General features: G+C 71.0%; 28 protein-coding genes. 16 read left to right on the top strand and 12 right to left on the bottom strand.

Annotation, left to right across the window (positions count from 1 at the left end; translation table 11 throughout):
• Positions 1-68: 68 nt before the first annotated feature.
• The 3 genes from ABZ855_RS21090 to ABZ855_RS21080 are packed head-to-tail and all read left to right on the top strand — an operon-like array spanning position 69 to position 1,659.
• A complete protein-coding gene (locus ABZ855_RS21090) occupies positions 69-293 on the top strand; it encodes a hypothetical protein (RefSeq protein WP_360808911.1) in 225 nt (74 codons plus the stop codon).
• The gene (locus ABZ855_RS21085) at positions 280-795 is read left to right on the top strand and encodes a DUF6879 family protein (RefSeq protein WP_360808909.1); all 516 of its coding nucleotides are present in this window, start codon (positions 280-282) and stop codon (positions 793-795) included. The genes ABZ855_RS21090 and ABZ855_RS21085 overlap by 14 nt, the downstream gene beginning before the upstream one ends.
• Before the next feature lie 15 nt (positions 796-810).
• Entirely contained in the window at positions 811-1,659 is an 849-nt protein-coding gene (locus tag ABZ855_RS21080; protein WP_360808907.1) for a helix-turn-helix transcriptional regulator, read from the top strand.
• An 86-nt stretch (positions 1,660-1,745) separates the two neighbouring features.
• Here the strand turns inward: ABZ855_RS21080 and ABZ855_RS21075 are convergent, their stop codons facing one another.
• Positions 1,746-2,018, bottom strand: a complete 273-nt coding sequence (locus tag ABZ855_RS21075) for a winged helix-turn-helix domain-containing protein (RefSeq protein ID WP_360808905.1) — start codon at positions 2,016-2,018, stop codon at positions 1,746-1,748.
• A gap of 189 nt (positions 2,019-2,207) precedes the next feature.
• Here ABZ855_RS21075 and ABZ855_RS21070 point away from each other — a divergent pair, with 189 nt between their 5' ends.
• The 4 genes from ABZ855_RS21070 to ABZ855_RS21055 are packed head-to-tail and all read left to right on the top strand — an operon-like array spanning position 2,208 to position 3,224.
• Positions 2,208-2,639, top strand: coding sequence for a hypothetical protein (locus ABZ855_RS21070; protein WP_360808903.1), 432 nt, complete (start codon positions 2,208-2,210; stop codon positions 2,637-2,639).
• Entirely contained in the window at positions 2,636-2,836 is a 201-nt protein-coding gene (locus tag ABZ855_RS21065; protein WP_360808901.1) for a hypothetical protein, read from the top strand. The genes ABZ855_RS21070 and ABZ855_RS21065 overlap by 4 nt, the downstream gene beginning before the upstream one ends.
• Positions 2,833-3,039 carry a hypothetical protein gene (locus ABZ855_RS21060; protein ID WP_360808899.1) on the top strand — a complete coding sequence of 69 codons (207 nt, stop codon included), beginning with the start codon at positions 2,833-2,835 and terminating at the stop codon, positions 3,037-3,039. Before ABZ855_RS21065 ends, ABZ855_RS21060 begins: the two co-directional genes overlap by 4 nt.
• Entirely contained in the window at positions 3,036-3,224 is a 189-nt protein-coding gene (locus ABZ855_RS21055) for a hypothetical protein (RefSeq protein ID WP_360808897.1), read from the top strand. The genes ABZ855_RS21060 and ABZ855_RS21055 overlap by 4 nt, the downstream gene beginning before the upstream one ends.
• A gap of 60 nt (positions 3,225-3,284) precedes the next feature.
• On the opposite strand, the gene ABZ855_RS21050 is transcribed toward ABZ855_RS21055, so the two are convergent.
• Together ABZ855_RS21050 and ABZ855_RS21045 are read right to left on the bottom strand one after the other, a co-directional pair.
• Positions 3,285-3,653: a hypothetical protein gene (locus tag ABZ855_RS21050; RefSeq protein ID WP_360808895.1), complete on the bottom strand. Its 369-nt coding sequence runs from the start codon at positions 3,651-3,653 to the stop codon at positions 3,285-3,287.
• 209 nt (positions 3,654-3,862) lie between these two features.
• Entirely contained in the window at positions 3,863-4,906 is a 1,044-nt protein-coding gene (locus ABZ855_RS21045) for an SGNH/GDSL hydrolase family protein (protein ID WP_360808893.1), read from the bottom strand.
• Positions 4,907-5,056: 150 nt separating this feature from the next.
• Here ABZ855_RS21045 and ABZ855_RS21040 point away from each other — a divergent pair, with 150 nt between their 5' ends.
• Positions 5,057-6,448, top strand: a complete 1,392-nt coding sequence (locus tag ABZ855_RS21040; protein WP_360808891.1) for a cystathionine beta-synthase — start codon at positions 5,057-5,059, stop codon at positions 6,446-6,448.
• Between the two features lie 462 nt (positions 6,449-6,910).
• Here the strand turns inward: ABZ855_RS21040 and ABZ855_RS21035 are convergent, their stop codons facing one another.
• Positions 6,911-7,363 carry a hypothetical protein gene (locus tag ABZ855_RS21035; RefSeq protein ID WP_360808889.1) on the bottom strand — a complete coding sequence of 151 codons (453 nt, stop codon included), beginning with the start codon at positions 7,361-7,363 and terminating at the stop codon, positions 6,911-6,913.
• 153 nt (positions 7,364-7,516) lie between these two features.
• Between ABZ855_RS21035 and ABZ855_RS21030 the strand changes: the two genes are divergently transcribed.
• The 3 genes from ABZ855_RS21030 to ABZ855_RS21020 all read left to right on the top strand — a co-directional run bounded on the left by ABZ855_RS21030 (position 7,517) and on the right by ABZ855_RS21020 (position 10,815).
• Positions 7,517-9,118: an aromatic amino acid ammonia-lyase gene (locus ABZ855_RS21030; protein ID WP_360808887.1), complete on the top strand. Its 1,602-nt coding sequence runs from the start codon at positions 7,517-7,519 to the stop codon at positions 9,116-9,118.
• Positions 9,115-10,068 carry a MurR/RpiR family transcriptional regulator gene (locus tag ABZ855_RS21025; RefSeq protein ID WP_360808885.1) on the top strand — a complete coding sequence of 318 codons (954 nt, stop codon included), beginning with the start codon at positions 9,115-9,117 and terminating at the stop codon, positions 10,066-10,068. Before ABZ855_RS21030 ends, ABZ855_RS21025 begins: the two co-directional genes overlap by 4 nt.
• A 192-nt stretch (positions 10,069-10,260) precedes the next feature.
• On the top strand, positions 10,261-10,815 hold the full coding sequence (locus ABZ855_RS21020) for a hypothetical protein (RefSeq protein WP_360808883.1): 555 nt from the start codon (positions 10,261-10,263) through the stop codon (positions 10,813-10,815).
• Between the two features lie 258 nt (positions 10,816-11,073).
• Here ABZ855_RS21020 and ABZ855_RS21015 read toward each other — a convergent pair whose 3' ends face one another.
• The 5 genes from ABZ855_RS21015 to ABZ855_RS20995 form a co-directional block, all read right to left on the bottom strand.
• A complete protein-coding gene (locus ABZ855_RS21015; protein ID WP_360808881.1) occupies positions 11,074-11,448 on the bottom strand; it encodes a hypothetical protein in 375 nt (124 codons plus the stop codon).
• Between the two features lie 26 nt (positions 11,449-11,474).
• Positions 11,475-12,032 (bottom strand): roadblock/LC7 domain-containing protein, encoded by a 558-nt coding sequence (locus ABZ855_RS21010; RefSeq protein ID WP_360808879.1) that lies wholly within the window; start codon positions 12,030-12,032, stop codon positions 11,475-11,477.
• A 37-nt stretch (positions 12,033-12,069) separates the two neighbouring features.
• Positions 12,070-12,960: a transcriptional regulator gene (locus ABZ855_RS21005; RefSeq protein ID WP_360808877.1), complete on the bottom strand. Its 891-nt coding sequence runs from the start codon at positions 12,958-12,960 to the stop codon at positions 12,070-12,072.
• A complete protein-coding gene (locus ABZ855_RS21000; RefSeq protein ID WP_360808875.1) occupies positions 12,957-13,400 on the bottom strand; it encodes a hypothetical protein in 444 nt (147 codons plus the stop codon). Before ABZ855_RS21000 ends, ABZ855_RS21005 begins: the two co-directional genes overlap by 4 nt.
• Positions 13,401-13,642: 242 nt before the next feature.
• Entirely contained in the window at positions 13,643-15,079 is a 1,437-nt protein-coding gene (locus ABZ855_RS20995; protein WP_360808874.1) for a diaminopimelate decarboxylase, read from the bottom strand.
• A gap of 173 nt (positions 15,080-15,252) precedes the next feature.
• On the opposite strand from ABZ855_RS20995, the gene hutU reads away from it, so the two are divergent.
• The 4 genes from hutU to hutI all read left to right on the top strand — a co-directional run bounded on the left by hutU (position 15,253) and on the right by hutI (position 20,976).
• Entirely contained in the window at positions 15,253-16,917 is a 1,665-nt protein-coding gene (gene hutU / locus ABZ855_RS20990) for a urocanate hydratase (protein ID WP_360808872.1), read from the top strand.
• Positions 16,918-17,117: 200 nt separating this feature from the next.
• Positions 17,118-18,320 (top strand): allantoate amidohydrolase, encoded by a 1,203-nt coding sequence (locus ABZ855_RS20985; protein WP_360808870.1) that lies wholly within the window; start codon positions 17,118-17,120, stop codon positions 18,318-18,320.
• Positions 18,317-19,663, top strand: a complete 1,347-nt coding sequence (locus ABZ855_RS20980; RefSeq protein ID WP_360808868.1) for a formimidoylglutamate deiminase — start codon at positions 18,317-18,319, stop codon at positions 19,661-19,663. The genes ABZ855_RS20985 and ABZ855_RS20980 overlap by 4 nt, the downstream gene beginning before the upstream one ends.
• A 56-nt stretch (positions 19,664-19,719) precedes the next feature.
• On the top strand, positions 19,720-20,976 hold the full coding sequence (hutI, locus tag ABZ855_RS20975; protein WP_360808866.1) for an imidazolonepropionase: 1,257 nt from the start codon (positions 19,720-19,722) through the stop codon (positions 20,974-20,976).
• A 26-nt stretch (positions 20,977-21,002) separates the two neighbouring features.
• Here the strand turns inward: hutI and ABZ855_RS20970 are convergent, their stop codons facing one another.
• The 3 genes from ABZ855_RS20970 to ABZ855_RS20960 all read right to left on the bottom strand — a co-directional run bounded on the left by ABZ855_RS20970 (position 21,003) and on the right by ABZ855_RS20960 (position 24,786).
• The gene (locus ABZ855_RS20970; RefSeq protein WP_360808864.1) at positions 21,003-21,905 is read right to left on the bottom strand and encodes a hypothetical protein; all 903 of its coding nucleotides are present in this window, start codon (positions 21,903-21,905) and stop codon (positions 21,003-21,005) included.
• A 164-nt stretch (positions 21,906-22,069) separates the two neighbouring features.
• On the bottom strand, positions 22,070-23,665 hold the full coding sequence (locus ABZ855_RS20965) for a ricin-type beta-trefoil lectin domain protein (protein WP_360808862.1): 1,596 nt from the start codon (positions 23,663-23,665) through the stop codon (positions 22,070-22,072).
• A gap of 200 nt (positions 23,666-23,865) precedes the next feature.
• A complete protein-coding gene (locus ABZ855_RS20960) occupies positions 23,866-24,786 on the bottom strand; it encodes an RNA polymerase sigma factor SigF (protein ID WP_360809111.1) in 921 nt (306 codons plus the stop codon).
• 299 nt (positions 24,787-25,085) lie between these two features.
• Here ABZ855_RS20960 and ABZ855_RS20955 point away from each other — a divergent pair, with 299 nt between their 5' ends.
• On the top strand, positions 25,086-25,499 hold the full coding sequence (locus ABZ855_RS20955) for an STAS domain-containing protein (RefSeq protein ID WP_360808860.1): 414 nt from the start codon (positions 25,086-25,088) through the stop codon (positions 25,497-25,499).
• The last annotated feature ends 152 nt before the right edge of the window (positions 25,500-25,651 follow it).

Genomic DNA, 25,651 nt, shown 5'->3' with positions numbered 1-25,651 from the left:
GCGCCCGGAGCCCGTTGACGTGCAAGCTCGTTCGCAGTGATCGCCCCCCTCGGCCGTAGGAGGCCAGCATGGCGCTGCGCAAGCTCGGGCAGGACCCGGAGAGCCCCGACGGCAAGTCGCCCACCCTTTACGTGGACGACGACAAAGGCACCTACCTCGTGCAGGGCTGGAAGGTGATCGACGAAGTCCGTCGCTCTCAGTTGGACCTTCCTGACCACGAGGACGTGATCGAGATCCCGAAGCGTATGGTGCGGTTCTTTCCGGAGGTCGACGGTGGCGGTGCCGACGCTTGAGGAGCGGCTGAGAAGCTGCACGCGCTCCGCCGTCCACCTGGAGATGCGCGACGGGTACATGCGCTCCGACCCGCGGTTCATCGCCTGGCAGAACGGTGTTCGCGACGACCTCGCCGACCGCGACCCGGCGCGTCGGCCATGGCTGCGGCTCGTTGCCGATGTCGTGGCCCAGGGGGTCGAGATACGCCGGGCGCGGATCGTGTCCGAGCCGGTGTCGGACTACATCAGGTTTGAACACCATCTGACCGGCCCCAATGTGCGGGCAGGCGAGCAGGTCCGCTGGCTGCCTCGTCGTCGTGCGTCCCGACTGGCGCTGCCCGGCAACGACTTCTGGCTCTTCGACGGCAGCTCCGTGGTCTTCCACCATTTCGCAGGTGATGGCGAACTCGCCCCGGATGACGAGGAGTTCAGCGACGACCCGGAGGCAGTGAAGCTGTGCGCGGATGCGTTCGAGGCCGTTTGGGGCCGGGCGGTACCGCACGCGGACTACCGGCTCACCTGACCCACAATTCCCAGCGTGACCTCATCCAGTGTTCAGCAAGCACGGCAGGCCCTCGGCCGACGGCTGCGCGAGATCCGCAAGGACGCCGGCCTGACAGCTCGAGAGCTGGCCGGTCGGGCCGACTGGCACGAGTCGAAGTGCTCGCGACTCGAGAACGGACGCACACCTCCGTCCGATGCCGATGTCCGGACCTATACGAGACTCTGCGCGGCCCAGGACCAGACGGCCGACCTGATTGCCACGGCACGGGGCATCGAGGGTGCCTACGTCCAGTGGCGGCGCATGGAACGGGCAGGACTGAGGCGCGTGCAACAGTCGGTCGCGCCACTCTTCGAGCGCACACGCCGTTTCCGGGTCTACCAATCCTGGGTGATCCCCGGCCTGCTCCAGTCGGCCGCCTACACGCGCGCGGTGCTGAGCACAGTTGCCCAACTCCGAGATGTGTCCGACTCCGCCGACATCGACGATGCCGTGGGCGTCCGCTTGGAGCGGCAACGCATTCTGCACTCCGGTGACCATCGGTTCGCGATGCTCGTGGAGGAGTGGGTGCTGCGCACGGTCATCGGCGACAGCGACACGATGGCCGGGGCACTCGGCCATTTGATCGCTGCCGCCTCGCTGCCCTCGGTCAGTCTCGGAGTCATCCCCCTCGGCCGTCCGCGTGGCGCGGGTTGGCCGGTCGAGTCGTTCACCATGTACGACGACGCCCAGGTCAACGTGGAACTCGTCTCCGCGCACCTGACGGTCACGCAGCCGGGCGAGATCGCGGAGTACGCGAAGGCCTTCGCCGAACTGTCCGCGAACGCCGTGTACGGCACGGAGGCCAGGTCGCTCATCACCGCCGCGATCGACGCGCTCGGGTAGTCGCCGCGCAAGTTGGCACAAGGACGTAGTCCCGGGGGTGCTGCGATACCCAGCCTGGTTGCATGAGACAGCAGCAGACGCAGCGACTACTCGTCGATCCGGGCGTCATCGGTTGCGGGAAGGCGTTCAACCACGAACGACCCGCGCGCTCTCACGGTGACGACCAGTCCGCGTTCCCTCAGGATGTCCAGCGCCCGGCGGACCGTGTTGGAGCCGACGCCGTACTCCTGAGACAGGATCAGTTCACCAGGCAGCCGCGACCCTGCGGCGAACTCGCCGGTCCGGATCTTGCTCTCGATGATCTTCGCAAGCTGCTCGTAGTGGTAGGCGGCGGCACCGGGATTGATCTTCTCTTCCACGCCCCCGAACGTAAGCGTTCGGCAACTTGCGTGCATCTTCGAAAGTTGTCAACTGCTGTCAACCACTGCCGTCTACTGTCGGCTGCTTTCGAAAGTGGTTATGGTGATTTGCGCAAGGAGAAAACCAGACCCCCGCGACTGTGCGACCAGCCCGGGGGCACGGCCCTCAACCGTTGGGAGGTTGACGACATGCGTGAGCGTAGCGCGGTCGTACTCGTTGGACTGCTGCTGCCACTGCTGTGCTGGGTTCTACCGGCGACTGGCAGGCGGCGGAAGACGGCTACGGAATCGATCCGGAACGTCATGACCGGCAAGAACGTGAAGCAGCACGGGCATCGGGCGGACTGGGTGCCGTGTCGGCGTCGTTCGCCGTACAGCACCGACCGGGCGCCCCTCGACGGTTCGGCGTCCCCGCTGGTACGGCCCTACCTGCCCGACCTCATGGACCTGGCTCCGGAGACGGCGTCACCGCGTACCGCTCGTGTACGTCCGTACAGCTCCGCGCGGGAACGAGCGGTGCGGTTGCGTCGTCGGACGGTCGCGGTGCTGGCGGCGGACTTCGGCATCGACGCGGACACCCGGGACATCCACGCCCTACTGAGCGGGGTGAGCGCCCGATGACCCGAACCCAGGCCACCAGGGTCCAAGCCGCCGTACGGCAGGCGGAGTTGCCGATGCCGCGCGCCTATCGCTTGTGGTTCGAGCACGCCCGCAGGTGCACCCACTGCAAGCGTGTCCGTACGGCGCGGGACGGCTGTGGGGACGGGCAGGAGCTGTGGGCGAGCTACCGGCGTGCGTACGACGGAGGTACGGAATGACCGCCAACCCCATCGACCCGGCGAAGCGGTGCGGGATCACCCGCGCCTTCCTCTTCTACCGTGCCCCGATCCTCAGCGAAACCGGCGCCTGCGTCCTCCCGGAGGGGCACAGGGACGACCATCGGGACGCCAAGGGTGCGTATTGGTATGTGATTCCGCTGGTCGGTGGGTCGGGCCTCGGCGGGGAGAGGAACCCGCGATGAGCCGCCTGTCGACCTGGGCGCCGGAAGCCCCTTTCCGCTCCCCTCGCTGCGTCCTGGGACAGCACCCCCGCTGCCGGGACGCCGAGCCTCGCGACACCGGCGTACCCGGAGTGCGGTACCTGGTGTGCACCTGCGCCTGCCATGGACCGGCCCCGGTGACGGAGTCCGTGCGTGAACTCGGCTGACGTCAGGTCGATTTGATTCCGGCCCTTCCGCGACATGTCACGGAAGGGCCGTTCACGGCTTCACCGGGTACCGGATGGGATCCAGCCGTCGTTGTCCCGATGACGGGCGAGCCCCACGGCGTCGAATTCGTCCTCGCCCAGAGCCCGTACCGCGCCCAGTTGTCGCAGAGCCTGCGAGATCGGGCTGATCGAGCGGAAAAGCCGACCTCTCGCCGGAGTGTCCACGGGCCCCAACGCCAGTAACCCTTCAGCCCAGACCGCTGCCCTCTGCGTGCCGACACCCCCGAAATACTCGGCCTCGACATAGGCGACCGGCCCTGCGGCGGACCACTCGGCGAGCCGGCCGTCGAAGCCTCCCGGCAGCTTCCAGAAGCCCAGGGTCTTCCCGGCGCTGCCGACCGTGACGGCGTCGAAGAGCTCGTCCGTCATCGGTATCAGCGACAAGCCCTGCTGAAGAGAAGCCACTTGGGCACCCGGGACGTCCCGTGCCGCGGTTCGGAGCAATTCGTCGCCCGCGATCACAGCCTGCAGTTCGTAACCCACCCCAGAACCCTTCTCCTCACTGCGCTGAGAGCCATCTTGCATCGTGGGTGGGCACCCGGCACGGATTATTGGTCCCGGCCCGGGCCTTGCCGGGATCACCCGCTCGAGACTCCCCTCGACGTCGACGGCGTAGGCGCCGGGTCCGTTGCCGGTACCCGCCGCCGGCGCCTGCGCTTCAGGAGGGCCCAGGGGCCTCGGGGGCCCGTTGGCATTGCTGCCGTGACCTCCGTGCCCGGTTCCGATGCCGCCTCCGCTGCCGCTCTGGCCACCGGCAGGAAGCCCTCGCGGCGGGATGCGTCCGGGCGTTCCTCGTCCGCCGGCCACAGGCCCAGCGCCGCGCACACCGTGGGCAGTACCGCCATCGCCGCCGTCGCGTAGCCCTCCGCGGAGGGGTGGTAGTTGTCCGGGCCGAACAACTCGCGCGGGTTCGCCTCGAACTCGGGGCCGAGCAGGTCGCCCAGCGACACCGTACGGCCCCCCTGTTCGACGACCCCGATCGTCTGGGCCGCCGCCAGATGGCGGGAGGCGCGGCGGGCCAGCCACCGCAGGGGCTGCTGGACCTGTTCGACGGTGCCCAGGTCGGGACACGTGCCCACGACCACCTCCGCACCCGCCGTACGGAGGCGACGTACCGCCGAGGAGAGGTGGCGGACCGAGCGGGTGGGGGGCATGCGGTGGGTGACGTCGTTCGCGCCGACCATGATCACGCAGATGTCGGGGATCTCGTCGGACCCCGAGACGGTCAGCCCCACCTGGCGGTCCAGGTCGTCGGACTGGGCGCCGGGCAGCGCCACGTTGCGCAGCTCCACCGGGCGTTCCGCGACCGCGGACAGGCCTGAGGCCAGCAGTGCGCCCGGGGTCTGGCGGGCCCGGTGGACGCCCTGGCCGGCCGCCGTGGAGTCGCCGAGGAGGACAAGTCTGAGCGGGGGTTCACCGGGGGTGGTGTACCCGCGTCCGTACAGGCCGTCCGCACTCGGCGGATGCGGACTGCGGCCGTTGCCCACCTGGCGTCTCGCCATCCGCACCTCGGCCAGCACCAGTCCCACGGCCGCCGCGCTCACCAGGCCGATCCCGCCACCGCCGTACGCAGCGCCGGCCGCGATACGCCGGGCCACCCTTGCCCTGGACATGCTCGTCATGCGTCGCCGCCACCTCCTCGTAGCCGTACAACCACTCCTTGCCCCGTACCGACCGTCCGCCAATCGTGACGTGAGGTGAATGCCGGGGCGGAGCCTTAGGCTGGCGGGACCAATGACGACCACATTCATGTGCGGCAACCGGAGACAACGGTGCAATTCCACGACTCGATGATCAGCCTCGTCGGCAATACCCCGCTGCTGAGGCTCAACAGTGTGACCGCGGGCATTCAGGCGACCGTCCTCGCGAAGGTCGAGTACTTCAACCCCGGCGGATCCGTGAAGGACCGCATCGCCCTGCGCATGATCGAGGCGGCGGAGAAGAGCGGCGCGCTCCGGCCGGGTGGCACGATTGTCGAGCCGACCAGCGGAAACACCGGGGTCGGGCTCGCCATCGTGGCCCAGCAGAAGGGCTACAAGTGCATCTTCGTCTGCCCTGACAAGGTCTCCACCGACAAGATCAACGTGATGCGTGCGTACGGCGCCGACGTGGTGGTCTGCCCCACCGCCGTCGACCCCGAGCACCCGGATTCGTACTACAACGTGTCCGACCGGCTGGTGCGTGAGACGCCGGGCGCCTGGAAGCCCGACCAGTACTCCAACCCCGACAACCCCCTCTCGCACTATCACTCCACCGGCCCCGAGCTGTGGGAGCAGACGGACGGTCGCATCACCCACTTCGTGGCCGGCGTGGGCACCGGCGGGACCATTTCCGGGACCGGGCGCTATCTGAAGGACGCCAGCGACGGGCGCGTCCAGGTCGTCGGGGCCGACCCGGAGGGGTCCGTCTACTCCGGCGGCTCCGGACGGCCGTACCTCGTCGAGGGTGTGGGGGAGGACTTCTGGCCCACCGCCTACGACCGGACCGTGGCCGACGAGATTATCGCCGTGTCCGACAAGGACTCCTTCCAGATGACCCGGCGGCTCGCCAAGGAGGAGGGCCTGCTGGTGGGCGGCTCCTGCGGGATGGCTGTCGTCGCCGCACTGCGGGTCGCCGAGCGGCTCGGGCCGGACGATGTCGTCGTCGTGCTGCTGCCCGACAGCGGACGCGGATACCTCAGCAAGATCTTCAACGACGAGTGGATGGCGGACTACGGCTTCCTGGAGGACTCCGGTCCCTCCGCGCGCGTCGCCGACGTCCTCGACGACAAGGAACACGGGCACATCCCCTCCCTCGTGCACATGCACCCGGACGAGACCGTCGGTCAGGCCATCGAGGTGCTGCGTGAGTACGGCGTCTCCCAGATGCCGATCGTGAAGCCCGGCGCCGGTCACCCCGATGTCATGGCGGCGGAGGTCGTCGGGTCGGTCGTCGAGCGGGAGCTGCTCGACGCGCTGTTCACCCAGCGGGCCTCGCTCGACGACCCGCTGGACAAGCACATGTCGCCGCCGCTGCCCCAGGTCGGCTCCGGCGAGCCGGTCGGCGACCTGATGTCCGTACTCGGCGCCGCCGACGCGGCGATCGTGCTGGTCGAGGGCAAGCCCAAGGGCGTCGTCAGCCGGCAGGACCTGCTGGCGTTCCTCGCCAAGGGCGGCAAGCAGTAGGAGACGTCCGGTCGGCAGGAAACATCCGGTCGGCAGGAAACGCCCGGTCCGCAGGAAACGCCCGGTCAGTAGGAAACGTCCGGTGAACGGGGCATGGCGGAGAGGAATTTGCGGTGTGTGCCGCGATGTCCCGTTCCGATTCCTTTCGGATGCCTTCCGGGCGGAGAACTTCGTGGAAGTGGTACGAGGGTGTCACGTCCGCGCAGCACACGCTTAACACGAGTCCGGCAGATTGGTGGATGTCGGCAAGGGCGGGAGCGGCTCCCCGCCCAGGCCGGCACCAAAACGGCGTCACGGACCTCCGGAGCGGCTCCCGGACCTCCACCGACGCCCTGGACGCGCCAAGCCCGGCCCTGACCCGGCTCGCGTCCCTCGCGGGGACCGCCGTCGTCCCGCCCTCCGGGTAACACCGGGGGTGCGGCGGTCCCCGCGCACAGCTTTTTGTGGGGGAGGCCGGCCCGGTCAGTCCTCCCAGGCGTCCTTGTCCTGGCCGTCCCCGCGGTGACGGCGTCCGCCGAAGAGCCCCGCCGTGCCCCGGGTCGCCTGGAACGCGTTGACGCCCACGATGCCGGCCCATGCGACGAGCAGGCCGGGGAGGTCCGCCATGCCGCCGCCGATGGCGGACAGGGGTATCGCGAGGACCAGCGAGACGATGGCGAAGCCGAAGCGCTCGCCGAAGGTGTCCGTCGATTTCGGCCCGCGCGAGTCGCGCGCCACCACCATCTGCTGTTCGGCGAGCTGCCGCCGGACCCGGCGCTCCACCGAGTCGTCGATCCGCTGGTCGACCTTCTCCAGGAACGAGTCGATCAACGCGGACTCGTACTCGTTGCCCAGGTCCCTGCGGGCGTGCAGGGTGGCGCTGAGGTCCTTCTTCAGGTCGGCGTCGTGGGCGCCCGTCGTCTCCATACCCGTCATGCACACCACGGTAGGGAAACGGCAACCCCCTGGCACTGGGGTTAGCCCCCCTGTTGTCCTGGGGGTCTCCCTTGCCGGATTTGTATAGCGTCATGCAGAGTTCTCTGTGTCTGAATAGATCGCCGAGGCTCGCGTGAGTGGAGTGTGCGCCTTATGTTGTCCCGGATTGTGGATGTGTCGCCGCTTTCGGCGTCGGCCGCCTCCGTCGGCATCGTCGTGCTGGACGGCGTAGGTCTCGGCATCGACGACGTCGTACGCCTCGCCGACGGGACCGCGCGGCCGGTGCCCGGCACCGACGCGATGAAGCGTGTCGAGGAGGTCTGGGACGCCGCCCGCCGGATCGCGGCCACCGGCCGTGTGTACGGGCGTTCCACCGGCGTGGGCGCCAACCGCAGCGAGGACGTCCCGACCGAGGCCGCCGCCGACCACGGGATGCGTCTGCTGCGCAGCCACGCGGGCGCCATCGGCGCGGAGCTGCCGGCCCGGCAGGTACGGGCGATGGTCGCCGTCCGCGCCAACCAGCTCCTGGCCGGAGGCGCCGGACTCCGCCCCGGCGTCGTCACCGCCCTGTGCGAGGCACTGGAGAACGGGGCGCACCCGGTGATCAACGAGTTCGGTTCGGTGGGCACCGGCGACATCGGCCCGCTGGCGCAGCTGGGACTGGCGCTGACGGGAGAGCACGAGTGGATCTCGTCGGTAACGGCGACCCAGGCCGAGGAAGGGGCGGAGGCAGCAGCCCGTATTGGCCAATCGGGCGCCCGGGGACGCCGCGTCCCCGGTTCCCCCGCGCCCCAAGCCCTCGACAACAACGACGCCCTCGCCCTGATCAGCAGCAACGCGCTCACCCTCGCGCAGTCCGCGCTCGCCCTGCACGAACTGCGCGGGCTCATCGCCGCCACGCAGGTCGTCGCCGCCCTCTCCCTGTTCGCCGTCGACGGGTCGCACGAGGCCTACGCCGCTCCCGTGCACGCCGCCCGGCCGCACCGCGGGTCCGTCGAAGTCGCCCGTCGCATGCGCGAGTTGATCGGTTCCGCCGACCGGCCCACCCCTCCCCTCGGGCGTATCCAGGACCCGTACGGCTTCCGGTGTCTGCCGCAGATCCACGGGCCCGCGCACGACGCGGCGGACGCGCTCGAAGGCGTGCTCCGGATCGAGATCAACGCCGCCGCCGAGAACCCGCTCATCTCCCCCGAGGACCTCGCCGCCTACCACCACGGCGGCTTCTACCAGGCCCAACTGGCCCTCGCCCTCGACCACTTCAGACTGGCCGTCACCCAGGTGGCACGCCTGTCCACCTCGCGCCTGTCCACCCTCAACGAGCCCGCCTTCACCCGGCTGCGCCCCTTCCTCGCCGACCACGAGCCCGCCGCCTCCGGGGTGATGATCCTGGAGTACGCCGCCGGCGCCGCCCTCGGTGACCTGCGCGCCTTCTCCGCGCCCGCCTCCCTCGGGCACGCTGTACTCTCCCGGGGCGTCGAGGAACAGGCCAGCTTCGCCTCGCTCGCCGCCCGCCAGACACTGCGCGCCTGTGACGCGTACCGTCTCGTCGTCGGCTGCGAACTGGTCGCCGCGGTACGGGCGCTGCGCCAGCGCGATCTGCGGCCCGACCCGGAACTGCCGGTCGGACGGGCGCTGGAGCTGGCCGAGTCGGTCCTCGACGCCGACTCGACCGACCGGCCGCTCACGGACGACGTGACGGCGGCGACGGCACTGCTGGACCGGTTCACGGACATCTGGAGGGGGAGCGCGGCATGAGCACGCCGAGCACGGACGACAGCGGGTACACGGGCACGGGCACGGGTACGCAGGGGCAGGGGCAGGGGCAGGGGCAAGGGGAGGGGTCAGGGGTGGTGGGCTCGGGCGGGCAGCTGCCCGACAGTCCCGCCGCCCGGCTCCAGGCACTCTTCGAAGGGCACCGGCTCACCCCGACGCAGCGACGCATCGCGCACAGCATGGTGCGCCGGGCCGCCGAGGTGCCCTTCCTCTCCAGTGTGGAGCTGGCCGAAGTGGCCGGTGTCAGCCAGCCCTCCGTCACCCGCTTCGCCGTCGCCCTCGGCTTCGACGGCTACCCGGCCCTGCGCAAACACCTGCGCGAGGTCGCCCCCGCCGAACAGGGCGCCGAGCCGGGCTCGTACAACGAGTACCAGCAGGCCGTCGAGGCCGAGATCGAGAACCTGCGACACCTGGCCGAGATCCTCGCCGACCCGCGCCCGGTGCACCGGGCGGGCCGGCTGCTCGCCGCGTCCCGGCCCCTGCCCGTCCTCGGGCTGCGCGCCGCCGCCTCCCAGGCGTACGGCTTCGCGTACTTCGCCGCCAAGGTCCACCCGGACGTACGGCTGCTCCACGAGGGCGGCACGATGATCCACGACCGGATCGACGCCGCCGTACGGGCGGGCGCCACCACCCTGCTGTGCTTCGCGCTGCCCCGGCATCCGCGCGAGGTCGTCGACACCCTCGCCTACGCCAAGTCGGCGGGGCTGACCGTCGTCACCGTCGCCGACTCGGCGTTCGCGCCGGTCGCGAAGGTCTCCGACCTGCTGCTGCCCGCCGCCGTCGGCACCGGCCTGGCCTTCGACACCGCCTGCGCGCCGATGCTGCTCGGCCGGGTACTGCTGGAAGCCATGTGCGACGACCTGCCGGACGCCCAGGCCCGCCTGGAGGAGTTCGACGCGCGGGCGGCGGCCCGGGGACTGTTCGTCGAGTAGGCCCCCGCCGGGCCCCGCACTCCCTTCGCCGCTCTCAGACTCGTCTCACGTTCGCTCGCTACTCTCCCGCTCCGACAGGAGCAGGACAGGACTGTGCCGGGAGAGACGAACCGGGAGGCGGACGTGGTGGCACACGGAGTTCGCGAAGGTCGCGAAGGTCGCGGAGTTCGCGGAGGGCAGGGCCTCGCTCGGGTGGCCGTGGTCGTACGGGCCGGAGCGGCGCCCCTGTGGTGGCTCGGGGTGTTCGCGGCGGGCGTCGGTGTACTGGTACCGGGGATCACCGGGCGCCGGATCGGGGTCATGGCGGGGGCCGCCCTCTTCATCGTCGCGTGCGCCGGTGTGGCGTATGTGCGGCGCGGGCGCTACACCGGGCTCGCCGCCGGTGCCGCGCGGGCCGGCAGGCACGATGTGCTCCAGGACCGCGCGGTGACCGTGCGCAACTGGCGCCGGGGCCACCGCTGGTGGCTGCTGCTCGCCTTCGCCGCCGCGCTGGGCAGTTCTTTCGCGGTACCCGCGGCGGGCGGAATGCTGCTCGCCGGGGCGGGCACCGGGCTGCGGCTCAAGGCCGCCTGGCTGGGCCGGCGCGAGCGCGGCGACGACGTACTGCTGTGGGTACGGGTGGACTGGCTGGGCCCGCGCTCCGGGGCCCCGGCCGGCAAGCCCGTCAAGGCCTACCGCACCACCGGCATCGCCGCGGGCGACGCGACCCCGGGCGGGGCGCGCCGCCGCGGCGACGTACTGGTCTGAGCGGTCCCATCCCGTCCAGGGCCTGCCGGTCCCGGCCCGTCCCGTCCAGGGCCTGCCGGTCCCGGCCCGTCCAGGCCCAGGGCCTGCTGGTCCCGGCCCGGCCCAGGGCCCGCCGGTCCCGTCCCGTCCAGGCCCAGGACCCGCCGCTGCCGGCCCGTCCAGGACCCGCCGCTGCCGGCCCGTCCAGGACCCGCCGCTGCCGGCCAGGCCAGGACCCGTCGGTCCCGGCCCGGCCAGGGCCTTTCGGTGCCGGTCGGCTCAGACCTCGATTTCCGCCTCGATCCTCTTCAGCTGGTGGCGGGCCATCGCCAGGTTGGAACGGTTGATGTCGAGCACCAGGTAGAGGAAGAGGCCGTTGCCGCCGCGCCCCTTCATCATCCGGATCAGGTGGTACTGGCTGGAGAGCGTGATCAGGATGTCCTCGATCTCGCCCTTCAGGCCGAGGTGCTCCATCGTCCGCATCTTCGCGCGGACGACATCGGTGTTGCCCGCGGCGGCGACGTTCAGGTCGAACGTCTTGCTGCCGCCCATCGTGCCCAGGGCCATGCCGCTGGTGTAGTCGACGAGCGCGACTCCGGTCGCGCCCTCGATGGAGGTCAGCGCCTCTTTGAGCGCGGTCTCGGTGTTGGCCATGACGGTGGTCCTCTCCTGCTTCCGGTTCAACTATCAGTGGTGGTACGCGCGTTGGGCGTGGTAGTCGGTGTGCGTGGCGCGCGCGGGGTCTTGGTTCGGGTGGGCATGGGGGGAGGGGTGGGAGTGGGAGTGGGAGTGGTTGTCGGGGTGGTTGTCGGGGGCGGGGCGAGGGCCGGCCTTGCCCGTACGCGTGGCTGCTCCGTCTCCGCCCCGGCCTCCGCGTCGACCAGTTCGCCGATGCGCAGGCCCGCCCGGCGGCCCTCCAGGTGCAGTCGGCCCACGTTGACGCGGTCCTGTGCGAGCAGCGTCAGCACGGCGGTACGGCCCGCCGCGTACGTCGCCACATAGCCGTAGACCCCGCGCACCAGCAGCTCGCGGAAGTCGCCCTGGCCGGTCGCCTCCGCCATCCGTACGGCGACACTGAGCGCGGTGGCGGTGAGCGCCGCGACCGTCTCCGGTTCGACTCCGGGGGTGTCCTGGACGAGGACGAGACCGTCGACGCTGGCCGCGAGCGCACCGGTGAGCTGCGGCACGCGGGCCCGCAGCCGACGGAGTTCGTCCATGACTTCGGCCTCGGCCGCCATGAGTGTCTGTCTCCTCTCGGCACGCGGGCGCTGCCGTTCAAAGGGCCTCCAGCGCATCCCTGAGCCTCTTCAGCAGCGTGATGTTGGGGTCGGCGAACGACGGCGGCAGTGTTCCGGCAGGGGCCGGGTGAGCCGGGTGAGCCTGGGGAGCGGCGGACACGGGTGGTGGGGGCGAGGGGTCGGGCAGCGGCGCCGGGATCGCGGCCGGGGCTATGACTCCGGCCGCTGCCAGGCGCCGGATGTCCACCAGGGCGTGGAAGGTCGGGCGGGCCAGCGCCAGCGCGATGTCCGCCGCCGTACGGACACCGTCGACCAGGGCCAGTACGGCGTGCTGGCGGGCGGAGACCGACGGCGCGGCCGGGCTGCCGGAACGCAGCAGCGGGGCGCTGTCGGGGGCCGGGTCGGGCCAGATGCGGTGCAGCAGGGCACGCCGGCGCAGCGTCTCGCGCTCGACCGCCGCCACCGGCACCGGGCGCACCGGACCGAGCCAGTGCGTGTCCCCGTACCGGAAGTGCCCCGGTGCGCCGCTGGGCGCGAGAGCGAAGTACGCGGCGTCGTACAGCGCCCCCAGGTGGCACACCTCCAGGGCGCCCGCGCCGATCCGGCCGCTCTCCACCAGGAACCGCCCGACCCGGTTGCCCCCGCCGGCCGCGCCCACCGCGTCCCGCCAGCCCTGCGCGTCCAGCGTGCCGCGCGCGGTGAGGAGTACGTCGAGACCCGGGACCGCCGGGCTGTCGGCGTGCACCACCTGGCCGTCGGCGAGGTAGAGCGAGCCGCACTCGCGGACCAGGACGCCCGTGGCCCGTTCACCGGCGAGCCGGGCGAGCATCGGCGAGACCCCGCCCCACGCCCGTTGCCGGGCCGCCGCCTTGTCCCGCACCGGCAGACGCGGCGGCGGGGTCGTCAGATTCGTGTGCAGCGTCGTCATCCCAGCACCAGCCGTCCCGCCATCTCGCCGAGCCGGATACGGGCCAGCGCGAGGTTGCCCTCCGCGCGGGCCAGCCACAGATGCAGGAACACACTGCTGTCGAAGCTCGTCGTGACGAACCGCAGGACGTGGTAGCTGTCGCGGTTGCTGATGATCAGATCCTCGACCGGAGGGTCCTGGCCGGGCCGGCCCCCGGTGAACCCACCGGCACCGGCGTCCGTGTCCGCGTCCGCGCCGTCGTCGTCCTCCGGGGCGAACGCGCGGTGTTCGGCCGCCAGCCGGGCCAGTTCGGCCGCCTCGGCCGCCATCGTCTCCGGATCACCGCCCGGGGACTCCCCGACGGTGCCCAGTGCCAGCCCGCTGGTCCAGTCCACCAGCGCGGCGCCCCGGGCACCGGGCAGCCGCATGGCTTCCAGTAAGCACTCGTCGATTCCGGGCACCCTTGGCCCCTCCTGCCTGTCCCGTTCGCGTCTGTCCGGCCGGTTTTCCGTCACCCCGCCTGGAGTTCGGCCGACGGATGATCGGCCAACCTGATGTTCGGCTGAGTGACACAGACGCTACGCAACGTGTGCATGAGGAGTGAGAGATCTGGCATTTTCCGGTGGAACATGCGCCGGATGACTAAGGTGGGTCGACTGAGTCCGTTTTCACGGCAGTTGACCTGCATGTTCCCCGGAGTCCGTCAAGGGCGTGCTGACGGGGAGGCGGTTGTGGGGAGGGTGGTGAGTGCGGCGGCGTGCGCCCCTCCGGATTCGGCCACGATCTCGGCCACGGTCTGCGGCTCCCGCACGACGGCGAAGGTGACGCCGCCGGCCGCACTGTCCCGGCGGTCACCGTCGCCCTCACCCTCACCCTCACCGCCGCCATCGTCGTTGCCCCCGGCCGGTACGAAGCCGTAGATCCCGGGCCGGGCAAGGGAGTTGTACGCGTAGTGGTGCGCGAAGTAGTACGCGCCCGTGTCCAGCGCCGCCGCGTAGTCGCCCTGTTCGAGCAGCGGCAGTGCGCGCCCCTCGGCGAGCAGGTCGCCCGAGAAGCAGGCGGGCCCGGCCACGTCCTGCACCACGTCCGCCCCGGACTTGGGGCGCCCCTTCCCGTCGTACGCGGCGATCCTGAGCGGCCACGACCCTGGCGCGTACACCGTCCTCGTCGCGACCTGCACACCCGCGTGCGTGACCGCGACCGGCCGCCCGCCCGCGCTCTTCGCGTACTCGACGTGCGCCACCACCGTGCCGTGCTTGGCCAGCAGTGACCGCCCGAACTCGGTCACCAGCCCGTACCGCCCGTCGAACAGCCCCGGCACCGCCTCGAGCAGCAGCCGCGCGTACTGCGCGTACGTCGGTGTCGTCGCGTCCGACGCGAAGTTGACCGGCAGCCCGCCGCCGATGTCGATCGTGTCGATCTGCCGCCGCCCGACTCGCCGGTTGATCTCCTCGGCGAGCGCGTACGTCTCCGCCACGCCCCGCACCATCAGCGACAGCGGGATGCCCTGCGAACCTGTGTGCGCGTGCAGCCTGGTCAGCCACGGGCGCCCGGCGTACGCCCCCACGATCCATTCGCGCGCCCCTTCGTCCAGCAGTGCGACCCCGAACTTCGAGGTCGCGGTGGCGGTGGACGTGGCCCCGATCGACCCGCCGCCGATCTGCGGGTTCACCCGGATCCCGATCGGGGACCGGCTGGTCGCGGACCTCATCAGTGCGTCGATCCGGTCCAGCTCCTGCGGATTGTCGGCGTTCACGGCGATGTCCAGGGCCAGCGCCTCACGCAGCTCGGCCGGTGTCTTGGCGGGCGAGTCGAGCACCGTCCGGTGCGGCGGCACGCCCGCCGCACGGGCCAACGCCAGTTCCCCCGGGCTCGCCACCTCGGCCCCGAGCCCCTCCTCGCGCAGCAGCCGCAGTACGGGCACCAGCGGGGTCGCCTTCACCGCGAAGGCGTGCAGCACGGGCGTGCCGGGCGCCACGACCGCCTCGAACGCGGCGCGCAGCTCGGCGGCCGACTCGCGGATGCCGGTGACGTCGAGCAGCCCGACGATGGGTGCGCCGGCGTTGAGCAGTCCCTGCTCGACGGCGGCTCGTACGGCCTCGTCCCGGCGGGCCGTCCGGCTGGATCCGTGCTGTTCCATGGCGTCCCCCGTGGCGTTGATGTGATGCCGACGGGGTCAAGCCAAACATCCACGGCGCGCGCATGCCGACGCGAGAAGGTATTGACTAATTCTATTCAGAAAGTCACGATGTGAATATCGAGATGTGAATATCCACTGCGACAGTCCGCTGTCAGTCCGCTGGGAGGCAGACCATGTCAGGACCCCGCCCCGTACGAGCCCCGCGCGGTACGGAACTGAGTGCCCTGGGATGGCAGCAGGAGGCCGCCCTCCGGATGCTCCAGAACAACCTGGACCCCGAGGTCGCCGAGCACCCCGACAAGCTGGTCGTCTACGGCGGCACCGGCAAGGCCGCCCGTGACTGGCGCTCCTTCGACGCCATGGTCCGCACCCTGCGCACCCTCAAGCAGGACGAGACGATGCTCGTCCAGTCGGGCCGCCCGGTCGGAGTCATGCAGACCCACGAGTGGGCCCCGCGTGTCCTGATCGCCAACTCCAACCTGGTCGGCGACTGGGCCAACTGGGAGGAGTTCCGCCGTCTGGAACAGCTGGGTCTGACCATGTACGGGCAGATGACGGCCGGGTCGTGGATCTACATCGGCACCCAGGGCATCCTGCAGGGCACCTACGAGACGTTCGCCGCCGTCGCCGCGAAGAGGTTCGGCGGCACCCTCGCGGGGACGATCACCCTCACCGCGGGCCTCGGCGGGATGGGCGGCGCCCAGCCGCTCGCCGTGACGATGAACGACGGTGTCGCGATCTGTATCGACGTCGACCCGCGTGCCATCGAGCGCCGTATCGAGCACCGGTACCTCGACGTCAAGGCCGACTCCCTGGAGCACGCCCTCCGGCTCGCCGTCGAGGCGCGGGACGCCCGCCGCCCGCTCTCCATCGGCCTGCTGGGCAACGCGGCGGAGCTGCTCCCGCGCATGCTCGCCGAGGGCGCCCCCATCGACATCGTCACCGACCAGACCTCGGCCCACGACCCGCTGTCCTACCTGCCGGTCGGCGTCGACTTCGACGACCTCGCGACCTACGCGGCGAAGGACCCGGCCGGGTTCACCACCCGGGCGCGCGAGTCGATGGCCCGGCACGTGGAGGCGATGGTCGGCTTCATGGACGCCGGTGCGGAGGTCTTCGACTACGGCAACTCGATCCGGGGCGAGGCCCAACTCGCCGGATACGAGCGGGCGTTCGCCTTCCCCGGCTTCGTGCCCGCGTACATCCGCCCTCTCTTCTGCGAGGGCAAGGGACCCTTCCGCTGGGCGGCGCTGTCGGGCGAGGCGTCCGACATCGCGAAGACGGACAAGGCGATGCTGGAGCTGTTCCCGGAGAACGAGTCGCTGCACCGCTGGATCAGGATGGCCGGGGAGCGGGTCCACTTCCAGGGGCTGCCGGCCCGCATCTGCTGGCTCGGCTACGGCGAGCGGGACCGGGCGGGCGAGCGGTTCAACGACATGGTGGCGAGCGGGGAGCTGGCCGCGCCGCTGGTGATCGGCCGCGACCACCTGGACAGCGGGTCGGTCGCGTCTCCCTACCGGGAGACCGAGGCGATGCTGGACGGGTCCGACGCGATCGCCGACTGGCCGCTGCTGAACGCGATGGTGAACGTCGCCTCCGGCGCGTCGTGGGTGTCCATCCACCATGGGGGCGGGGTCGGGATGGGGCGGTCGATCCACGCGGGCCAGGTTTCGGTGGCCGACGGGACGAAGCTGGCGGGGGAGAAGATCCGGCGGGTGCTGACGAACGACCCCGGGATGGGTGTGATCCGGCACGTGGACGCGGGGTACGACATCGCGGAGACGGTTGCCGACGAGCGGGGCGTGCGGGTGCCGATGCGTGAGGGGGGTTCCGCGTGAGGGACGGCAACGCTCCGGTGGGGGCGGGCGGGGCGTCGCCGCCTGCGGGCCAGGCTGTGCCCACCCTCCCCCACTCTCAACTTCGTTCGAGCGGGGGGACCCCCATCGCCCTGCGGAACGACTGCCCACAGCCTGGCGGGCCGACTGCCGCCCAGGGCCCGCAGCCTGGGGGGCCTGGTGGCGGGTCCTCATTTCTTGGGATGTGGCGGGAGCTTGCTCCCATTGGGCGGCATCCTGAGTCTCGTGGGTATCGGCGTTTTGCCTGGACCGGGGTCGATCTTGAGTGTCGGGCCTGGTTCAAGGAGCAGGCCGAGGGGCGGGGGCTTGTATATGAGGTCGATCGGAATGGGAATCAGTGGGCCTGGCTGGGGGATCCCCTTGCCGGGGACGCCGTTGTCACCGGGTCGCATCTTGATTCCGTGCCCGATGGCGGGGCCTTCGACGGGCCCCTCGGTGTGGTCTCCTCCTTCGCTGCTCTTGATGAACTGAGGGGGCGCGGGGCGCGGTTCCGCAAGCCGCTCGCCATCGTCAACTTCGGGGACGAGGAAGGCGCCCGGTTCGGGCTCGCCTGTGTCGGGTCGCGGCTCACCGCAGGTGCCGTCACCGTCGAGCAGGCCCGGCTGCTCACCGACGGGGACGGGGTGACACTGCCCAGGGCCATGGAGGCCGCCGGGTACGACCCGGACACCATCGGGCCCGACCCCGAGCGGCTCGCCCGGATCGGTGCCTTCGTCGAGCTGCACGTCGAGCAGGGCAGGGCGCTCGATCTCAGCGGCGACCGCGTCGGCATCGCCAGTGCCATCTGGCCGCACGGCCGGTGGCGGTTCGACTTCCGGGGCGAGGCCAACCACGCCGGTACGACACGGCTCGTCGACCGGCGTGACCCCATGCTGTCCTACGCCGAGACCGTCCTCGCCGCCCGGCGCGAGGCGCAGCTCGCCGGTGCCGTCGCCACCTTCGGGAAGATCAGCGTCGAGCCCAACGGGGTCAACGCCATCCCCTCCCTCGTACGCGGCTGGCTCGACTCCCGCGCCGCCGACCAGCACGCCCTGGACACCGTCGTCTCCGGCGTCGAGAAGGCCGCCCGCGAGTACGCCGAGGCGCACGGCATCGAACTCGACGTCGTCCGCGAGTCGTTCACCCCCGTCGTCGAGTTCGACCACGCCCTGCGCGACGAACTCGCCCGCGTCCTCGGCAAGGACACCGGCCTCACCGTCCCCGTCCTCGGCACCGGGGCCGGACACGACGCCGGGATCCTCTCCGGGAGCATCCCGACCGCCATGCTGTTCGTGCGCAACCCCACGGGCGTCTCGCACTCCCCGGCGGAGTACGCCGCCGAGGACGACTGCGTGGCCGGGGTGATCGCACTCGCCGGCGTACTGGAAGGGCTGGCCTGCACGTGACGCACCCCCGAGCACGGACGTACTGGCTGGAGCACGCCTGGCTCGACACCAACGTCGAGCCGGGCGTCGCCCTGGAGGTCGAGGGCGGTCGGATCGTCGCCGTCCGGACGGGCGTCGACACCCCGCCCCCCGGCGCCGAGATCCTGCGCGGGCTCACTCTGCCCGGGCTCGCCAACGCCCACAGCCACGCCTTCCACCGCGCCCTGCGCGGCACAGTCCAGGTCGGCTCCGGCACCTTCTGGACCTGGCGCGAGATCATGTACTCCTTCGCCGACCGGCTGACCCCGGACAGCTACCACGCCCTCGCGCGTGCCGTGTACGCCGAGATGGCCCTCGCCGGCATCACCGCAGTCGGCGAGTTCCACTACGTACACCACGCCCCCGGCGGCACCCCCTACGCCGACCCCAACGCCATGGGTGAGGCCCTCATCGCCGCCGCCTCCGACGCCGGGATCCGCATCACCCTCCTCGACACCGCCTACCTCTCCTCGGGCTTCGGCCAGGCCCCCGACCGCCACCAGCTCCGCTTCTCCGACGGCACGGCCGACGCCTGGGCGGAACGCTGTTCAGTTCTCAAGGAACGGGATCACGCACGGATCGGCGCCGCCATCCACTCCGTACGGGCCGTGCCCGCCGGGCAGTTGGCGACTGTGGCCCGCTGGGCCGAAGAACGCCGGGCGCCCCTTCACGTCCACCTGTCCGAGCAGACGGCGGAGAACGACGCCTGCCAGGCCGCCCACGGCCGCACCCCCACCCGCCTGCTCGCCGACCACGGGGTCCTCGGCCCCCGCACCACCGCCGTCCACAGCACCCACCTCACCGACGACGACATCGCGCTCCTCGGCCACAGCGGCACCGGCACCTGTATGTGCCCCACCACCGAACGCGACCTCGCCGACGGCATCGGCCCCGCCGTGGCCCTGCAGCGCGCGGGCTCACCGCTCTCCCTCGGCTCCGACAGCCACGCCGTCATCGACCTGCTCGAAGAGGCGCGCGCCATGGAACTGAACGAGCGGCTGCGCACCCGCACCCGGGGTCACTGGACCGCGGCGGCCCTGCTCCGGGCGGCCTCCGCCGACGGTCACGCGGCCCTCGGCTGGGACGACGCCGGCGTACTGGAGGCGGGTGCGCTCGCCGACTTCACGACGATTGCGCTCGACTCGGTCAGAACTGCGGGGCCGGTGCCTCGCCTGGGAGCCGAGACGGCGGTATTCGCAGCGTCGGCAGCGGATGTGCGTCATACGGTCGTGGGCGGCCGGCACGTCGTGCGCGACGGGGCGCACACCCTCGTACCCGAGGTGCCGCAGGCGCTTGCGGCCGCTGTCGAAGCCCTGCGCGGCTGAACCCCGTACGCCCGCCGGTACGGCCCCCTGCCCGGCCCGCCACCCACGAGGACGCCATGAACAGCACCAGCACGCCGAACAGTCCGAGCAGCCCGAACCGGACGAACAGCGCTATCGGCAGTACGACCGACACCACCACCGGCACGACGACTGTCATCACGAACATCGGCAGCCTGGTCACCAACGACCCCTCTCTCGGCGACGGTTCTCCATTGGGGCTGGTCCTGGACGCGGCCGTCGTCATAGAGGGCGATCGCGTCGTCTGGACCGGTGAGAACAGCAAAGCACCCGCCACTGACAATCGGGTCGACGCCGGTGGCCGGGCCGTCCTGCCGGGCTTCGTCGACTCCCACTCGCACCTCGTCTTCGCGGGCGACCGGACGCAGGAGTTCAACGCCCGCATGTCGGGGCGCGGCTACACGGCAGGCGGCATCCGCACGACCGTCGCCGCCACCCGTGCCGCCACGGACACGGAACTGGAGGCCAACCTCACCCGTTACCTCCGCGAGGCCCTGCACCAGGGCACGACGACCTTCGAGACCAAGTCGGGGTACGGCCTGACCGTCGAGGACGAGGCCCGCGCCCTGCGCATCGCCGCCGCCCACACCGACGAGGTCACCTACCTCGGCGCCCACATCGTCTCCCCGGACTACGCCGACGACCCGGCCGCCTATGTCGCCCTGGTCACCGGCGAGATGCTCGACGCCTGCGCCCCGTACGCCCGTTGGATCGACGTCTTCTGCGAGAAGGGCGCCTTCGACGGCGACCAGGCGCGCGCGATCCTCACGGCCGGCAAGGCGAAGGGGCTGCACCCGCGCGTCCACGCCAACCAGCTCTCGTACGGTCCCGGGGTCCAGCTCGCCGTCGAGCTCGACGCCGCCAGCGCCGACCACTGCACCCACCTCACCGACGCCGACGTGGACGCCCTCGCGAACAGCCGTACGGTCGCGACCCTGCTGCCCGGCGCCGAGTTCTCCACCCGCGCGCAGTGGCCGGACGCCCGCGGTCTCCTCGACGCGGGCGTCACGGTCGCACTGTCCACGGACTGCAACCCGGGGTCCTCCTTCACCTCCTCCGTGCCCTTCTGTGTCGCACTGGCCGTACGAGACATGGGCATGACCCCGGACGAGGCGGTCTGGTCGGCGACGGCGGGGGGCGCACAGGCGCTGCGCCGCACCGACGTCGGCCGCCTCACGCCCGGGGCGTACGCCGACCTGACGCTCCTGGACGCCCCGAGCCATGTCCACCTGGCCTACCGGCCGGGCGTTCCGCTGGTCAGCGGGGTGTGGCGGCGGGGCGTACGGATCGTCTGAGTGCTCCTGGCCCTCTGATCACCTGCTCAGAGGCCGTAACGGTTCTTCAGGTGGCGCCAGAAGTCGCGGAGCATCCACTTGTCGAACTCGGTGATCTGGGTCGCGCTGCCCGCGTTCATGATGAAGCAGCACTGCCCGGTGGGGGTCCAGTCGTAGAAGTCGTCCAGCCCGAACGTGTGGCCGACCTCGTGCAGATAGATGTGGATGTTCTCCTGGTCCAGCGTGTTGGTGAAGTACTCCTGGCCGACCCGCTGGCCCCAGTCACCACCGGCGCCGCCCTGGAAGCCCTTCGTCAGCCACAGCGACTGGTCGTAGTGGCGGGCCGCACCGCCCGGGCAGCGTGAGTAGTTGCCGTCCTGGTGGAAGAAGCGGCCGCAGTCGGGGGCGCACTGCGGGGAGCCGCCGCCGTCGAGGTTTCCGGCGTAGATGTCGACGGAGTTGTCCGTCCACTGAAGGGTCGAGCGGTTCTTCACGGCCCAGCCGACGATGTTGACCGGGACGTTCGTGTACGGCCAGGCGTTGTGCCCCCTGCCGTTGTCGACCATGGCCGCCATCCACTTGGCGAACTGCTTCTTCAGCGCGGCGTGGATCCGGTCGCGCAGGGCGGTGCTGACGGGCGCGTCCGACTCCCAGCGAACGCAGTAGTTGACGCTGCCCCGGTTGGCCATGACCTGGTCCCAGCCGTAGTTGCGGAAGCCGTAGAGGTTCCCGTACGTCGACTCGACGTGGTTCCAGACCTGGTTGAGCGGCTGTACGAGGTTGGCGGGCGGGTTCCAGTCGTCGGCTGCCTGCGCCTGTGTCTGTTCCTGTGCCCGGGTCTCGGCCGCCGTCACGGCGGGAGCGGCGAACGCCGCGGGCAGACCGGGCGCGGCGATCAACGCGGCCAGCGCCGCGAGGACGGCCAGCAGTCGTGCGAGGTGTTTGCGCATCGGTGAACTCCCTTTGTGGGGAACGGGATTCACCATCGGGTCGCCACCGCCCGCGGCCGGGGTTGCCCGGGTGCGCGCGGCGGCATTTCACTTCGCTTCCGGACTGTCGGTACGGCGGAAGTGAAACGTGTTCTTGACGCGGGAGGTTGGCGGCCACCGACTTTTCAGCTAGCGCCGGCCCGCCACCGCTGTCCCGAACCGCCCGTCAGCGGTACGAGGGTCAGGCCGCCGTCGACGTCCGGGGCGAGGCCCGTCGCGATGGCGATCGCCGGGCGGATCACCCCGTCGGGGTCCACGGTGAAGCGCAGGTTGTCCCCGTTGTCGTCGTCGTTCACCGACGCGCACTCCCAGATGCCCACGCCCTTGTCCACATCACCCCGGCTGTCCAGGCACATATCGCTGTCGGCGGCCGAGCGCACGAGCTGCGAGCCCGCGTCCACCCGCCAGCGTTGCGTGGCGGAGGAGGCGGAACAGGGCGCCGTCACGACATCCGTGCCCTTCGCCGGTACACCGCCCCGGATGTCCAGGCAGCGCCCCGAGGCCACGTTCACCACCTGCGCGGTCGCGGCCCCCGGCGCCCGGAAGACGGGCGTGGGCGCGGGTTTGCCCGTGGGGGCCGGCTTCGGAGTCGGGGACGGAGTGACCCGCGGCCGGGAAGTCGGCGACGGTGACGGGGTGGGGGACGAGGAAGGCGCGGGGGACCGGTCGGCCGTCGGCGAGGAGGGGGCCGGCGCCCCGGGGCCGCCAGGGACCGAGGTGACCGGGGGAGAGCCCACCGGGTCCTGCTGCTCCGACGAGCCGTCGCCCGGCGACAGCAGCACGATCAGCAGCGGTACGAGCGTCACGCCCAGCACCGCCGAGGCCAGCACGAACCGCCGACGGGACGGCCTGGGCGGGGCCCCGGACCAACTGCCCTCCGATAGTGCGGTGTTGGCACGGGTGACCGTCGGCGCGTCCCGCGCGTACGCCGGGCCGCTCCACGGCAGCAGACCGTCACCCAGCGCCGCGCGCGGGTTGTCACGCAGGGCGGAGAGCTCCTGGTAGGCCACCGAGCAGTGCGGGCAGATGACCATGTGGGAGTTGAGGTCCGTGCTGTGGCGCGGATTTACGGGGCGGAGCGACTCCTCGATCAGCCGGCGGAAGTCCTGGCAGCGCGGGTCGTCGGAGGCGGCCAGCCGGAACCGCAGACAGGCCTGCGCCAGGGCCTGGAGCGCCGAGTCCAGCTCGTGCGTCACGTCCTCGCGCGTCAGCCCGAGGAGAGCGGCGGTCCGTTCCTCGGACTCGCGCTCCACGATGCCGTACCAGATGAGGCCCTGCGTGCGGGCCGGCAGCGACTGGAACGGGCCCAGCATGGGCGGGGGCGGCCAGCCGCCGCCGGCGCTGTTCAGGACGAGGAGCAGGCTCGGGTCGAGGCCCGCCGCGCGTTCGTCGGCCGCCCATGACGCCGTCAAGTCCGCTGTGGTCAGGAGGAGTTGGTGGCGCCATGGCACGCTCGGCTCGTTGCCGCGCGCGGTGTCCCGGGCCGCCGTGGTGAACGCCTGGGTCGCCAGCCGGTCCGCCGCCGAGCCGCTCGCCGTGCACAGCCCGGCGTACGCGAGGACGGACGCGCGGTGGCGGGAGCGGAGTTCCTGCAACGCCGGGTACGCGGTGGGGGAGTTGGTGCGCAGTAACTCGGTGAGCCGGGCGTCGGGCGCGCCCGCGTACTGCCCGTACAGCTCGCTGTCGTCGTACACCCCGCTGTGGTCGGTGCCCTGGGACATCCGTCCGCCTCCTCGCACCCCCGGCCCGTCCCCGTCCTGACGTACCAGCCAGTCTGAGGGCGGCGTCGGTGACGCATGGGGCCTTTGGGAAAAGAGGGGAGGGGTTTCCGTAGGTAACCGATCAACTGGTGACCGGGTATCCGGAAACCCCTCCCGTGCGGACGCCGTTGCCGGACGCCTCAGCCATCGGCTGTCGGGCCTCAGCCCTCGGCCAACAGGCCCTTCCGCAGCCGCTGCAGGGTCCGCGACAGCAGTCGTGACACATGCATCTGCGAGATGCCCAGCTCCTCGCCGATCTCCGACTGGGTCAGGTTGGCGACGAAGCGCAGGGCGAGGATCTGCCGGTCCCTGGGCAGGAGTTCGGCGATCAGCGGCTTCAACGACTCGATGTACTCGATGCCTTCGATGCCGTGGTCCTCGTACCCGATGCGGTCCGCGAGAGCGCCCTCGGAGTCGTCCTCCTCGGGCTGCGCGTCGAGTGAGCTGGCGGTGTACGCGTTCGACGCCGCCATGCCCTCGACGACCTCGTCCTTGGAGAGATCGAGGCGTTCGGCCAGCTCGCCCACGGTGGGGGCACGGTCGAGCTGCTGGGCCAGTTCGTCGCCGGCCCTGGCCAGGTCGAGCCGGAGCTCCTGGAGCCGGCGCGGTACCCGGACGGACCACGACGTGTCGCGGAAGAAACGCTTGATCTCACCGACGATGGTCGGCATGGCGAAGGTCGGGAACTCGACGCCGCGGCTCAGTTCGAAGCGGTCGATCGCCTTGATCAGGCCGATGGTGCCGACCTGGATGATGTCCTCCATGGGTTCGCTGCGCGAACGGAAGCGGGAGGCGGCGAACTTGACCAGCGCCAGGTTGAGCTCGACGAGGGTGTTCCGGACGTACGCGTGCTCGTGCGTGCCCTCTTCCAGGGACTCCAGTCGCGCGAAGAGGGTCTTCGACAGGGCCCGGGCGTCGACCGCCCCCACCTCGTCGTACGGAGGGATCTCGGGGAGGCCCTCCAAGGGGTCCGGAACGCGGGGGCCCGGGATGTGCTGGTCTGGCTGATGGGAGTCCGTGTGTTCCGGAGGGGGTGTCGACGTCGCCGTCTGGGTATGCGATGCGTCGAGCCGGGGTGACATGGTGTCCTCCATGGTTCTCGGCATAAGGCTGCCGAAGCCGGAGCGTGCGGTGCGGTGTGCGGCGCCTCCAATGCCGGCCGTGTCGGGTGCTTGTCTCGGGCCGGCTCGCTGGTGGAACTGGCTCACTACTAGCCCTACCCGTTCTCCCGAGTCCGCCGCAAGTGCGTTCCCTTCCCTTATGTCCGCATATGCCTGCTAGTTCAGGTGTCGGAGATTGTGAGGAAGGCGTAGTCTTCGTGGACGTCAGTCGGGCGCCGCCGGGCGCCGGAAAGCAGCCACGACCTCGGGAGAGAGACGGCATGGATCGCGGGACGGTCGGCAGTACACAGTCTGGCCGGCTTCTGGTCGAGGTGCGGCACGAGGGCAACAGTGCCGTCGTGACACCGGCGGGTGAGCTTGACCACCACACCGCCGACCTGTTGCGTGAACCGCTCGAGGACTGCCTCGCGAAGGGCCTCGTGCGGCTGGTCGTCGACTGCACGCGCCTGGAGTTCTGCGACTCCACCGGCCTCAATGTGCTGCTCGGCGCCCGCCTGAAGGCGGAGACCGCGGGCGGCGGGGTGCATCTCGCCGGAATGCAGCCGGTGGTCGCGCGGGTGTTCGAGATCACGGGCGCGGACGCCGTTTTCACCGTCCACGACTCCCTCGCGGACGCACTGGCGGAGGACCCTCCCGCGTCCTCCGGGTCTCCTGGGTCTCCTGAATCGTCCTAGTTGTTTCGGCCGAGACCATCCGGTCGGCCGACCGGGCTGTTGAGCGCGCTCTTTTTGGGGGTGTTGTGTCGGTTCCGCCGGGCAGGAGACATCCTGAATATGCACACAAGGACGTGCGTGGGGAACAGTGTTGAATGACGACCGTGTACGTG

The organism is Streptomyces sp. NPDC047042 (assembly GCF_040644035.1).
GTDB lineage: Bacteria > Actinomycetota > Actinomycetes > Streptomycetales > Streptomycetaceae > Streptomyces.
The sequence above is the reverse complement of the archived record's forward strand: the minus strand, read 5'-3'. Positions and strand labels throughout refer to the sequence as shown.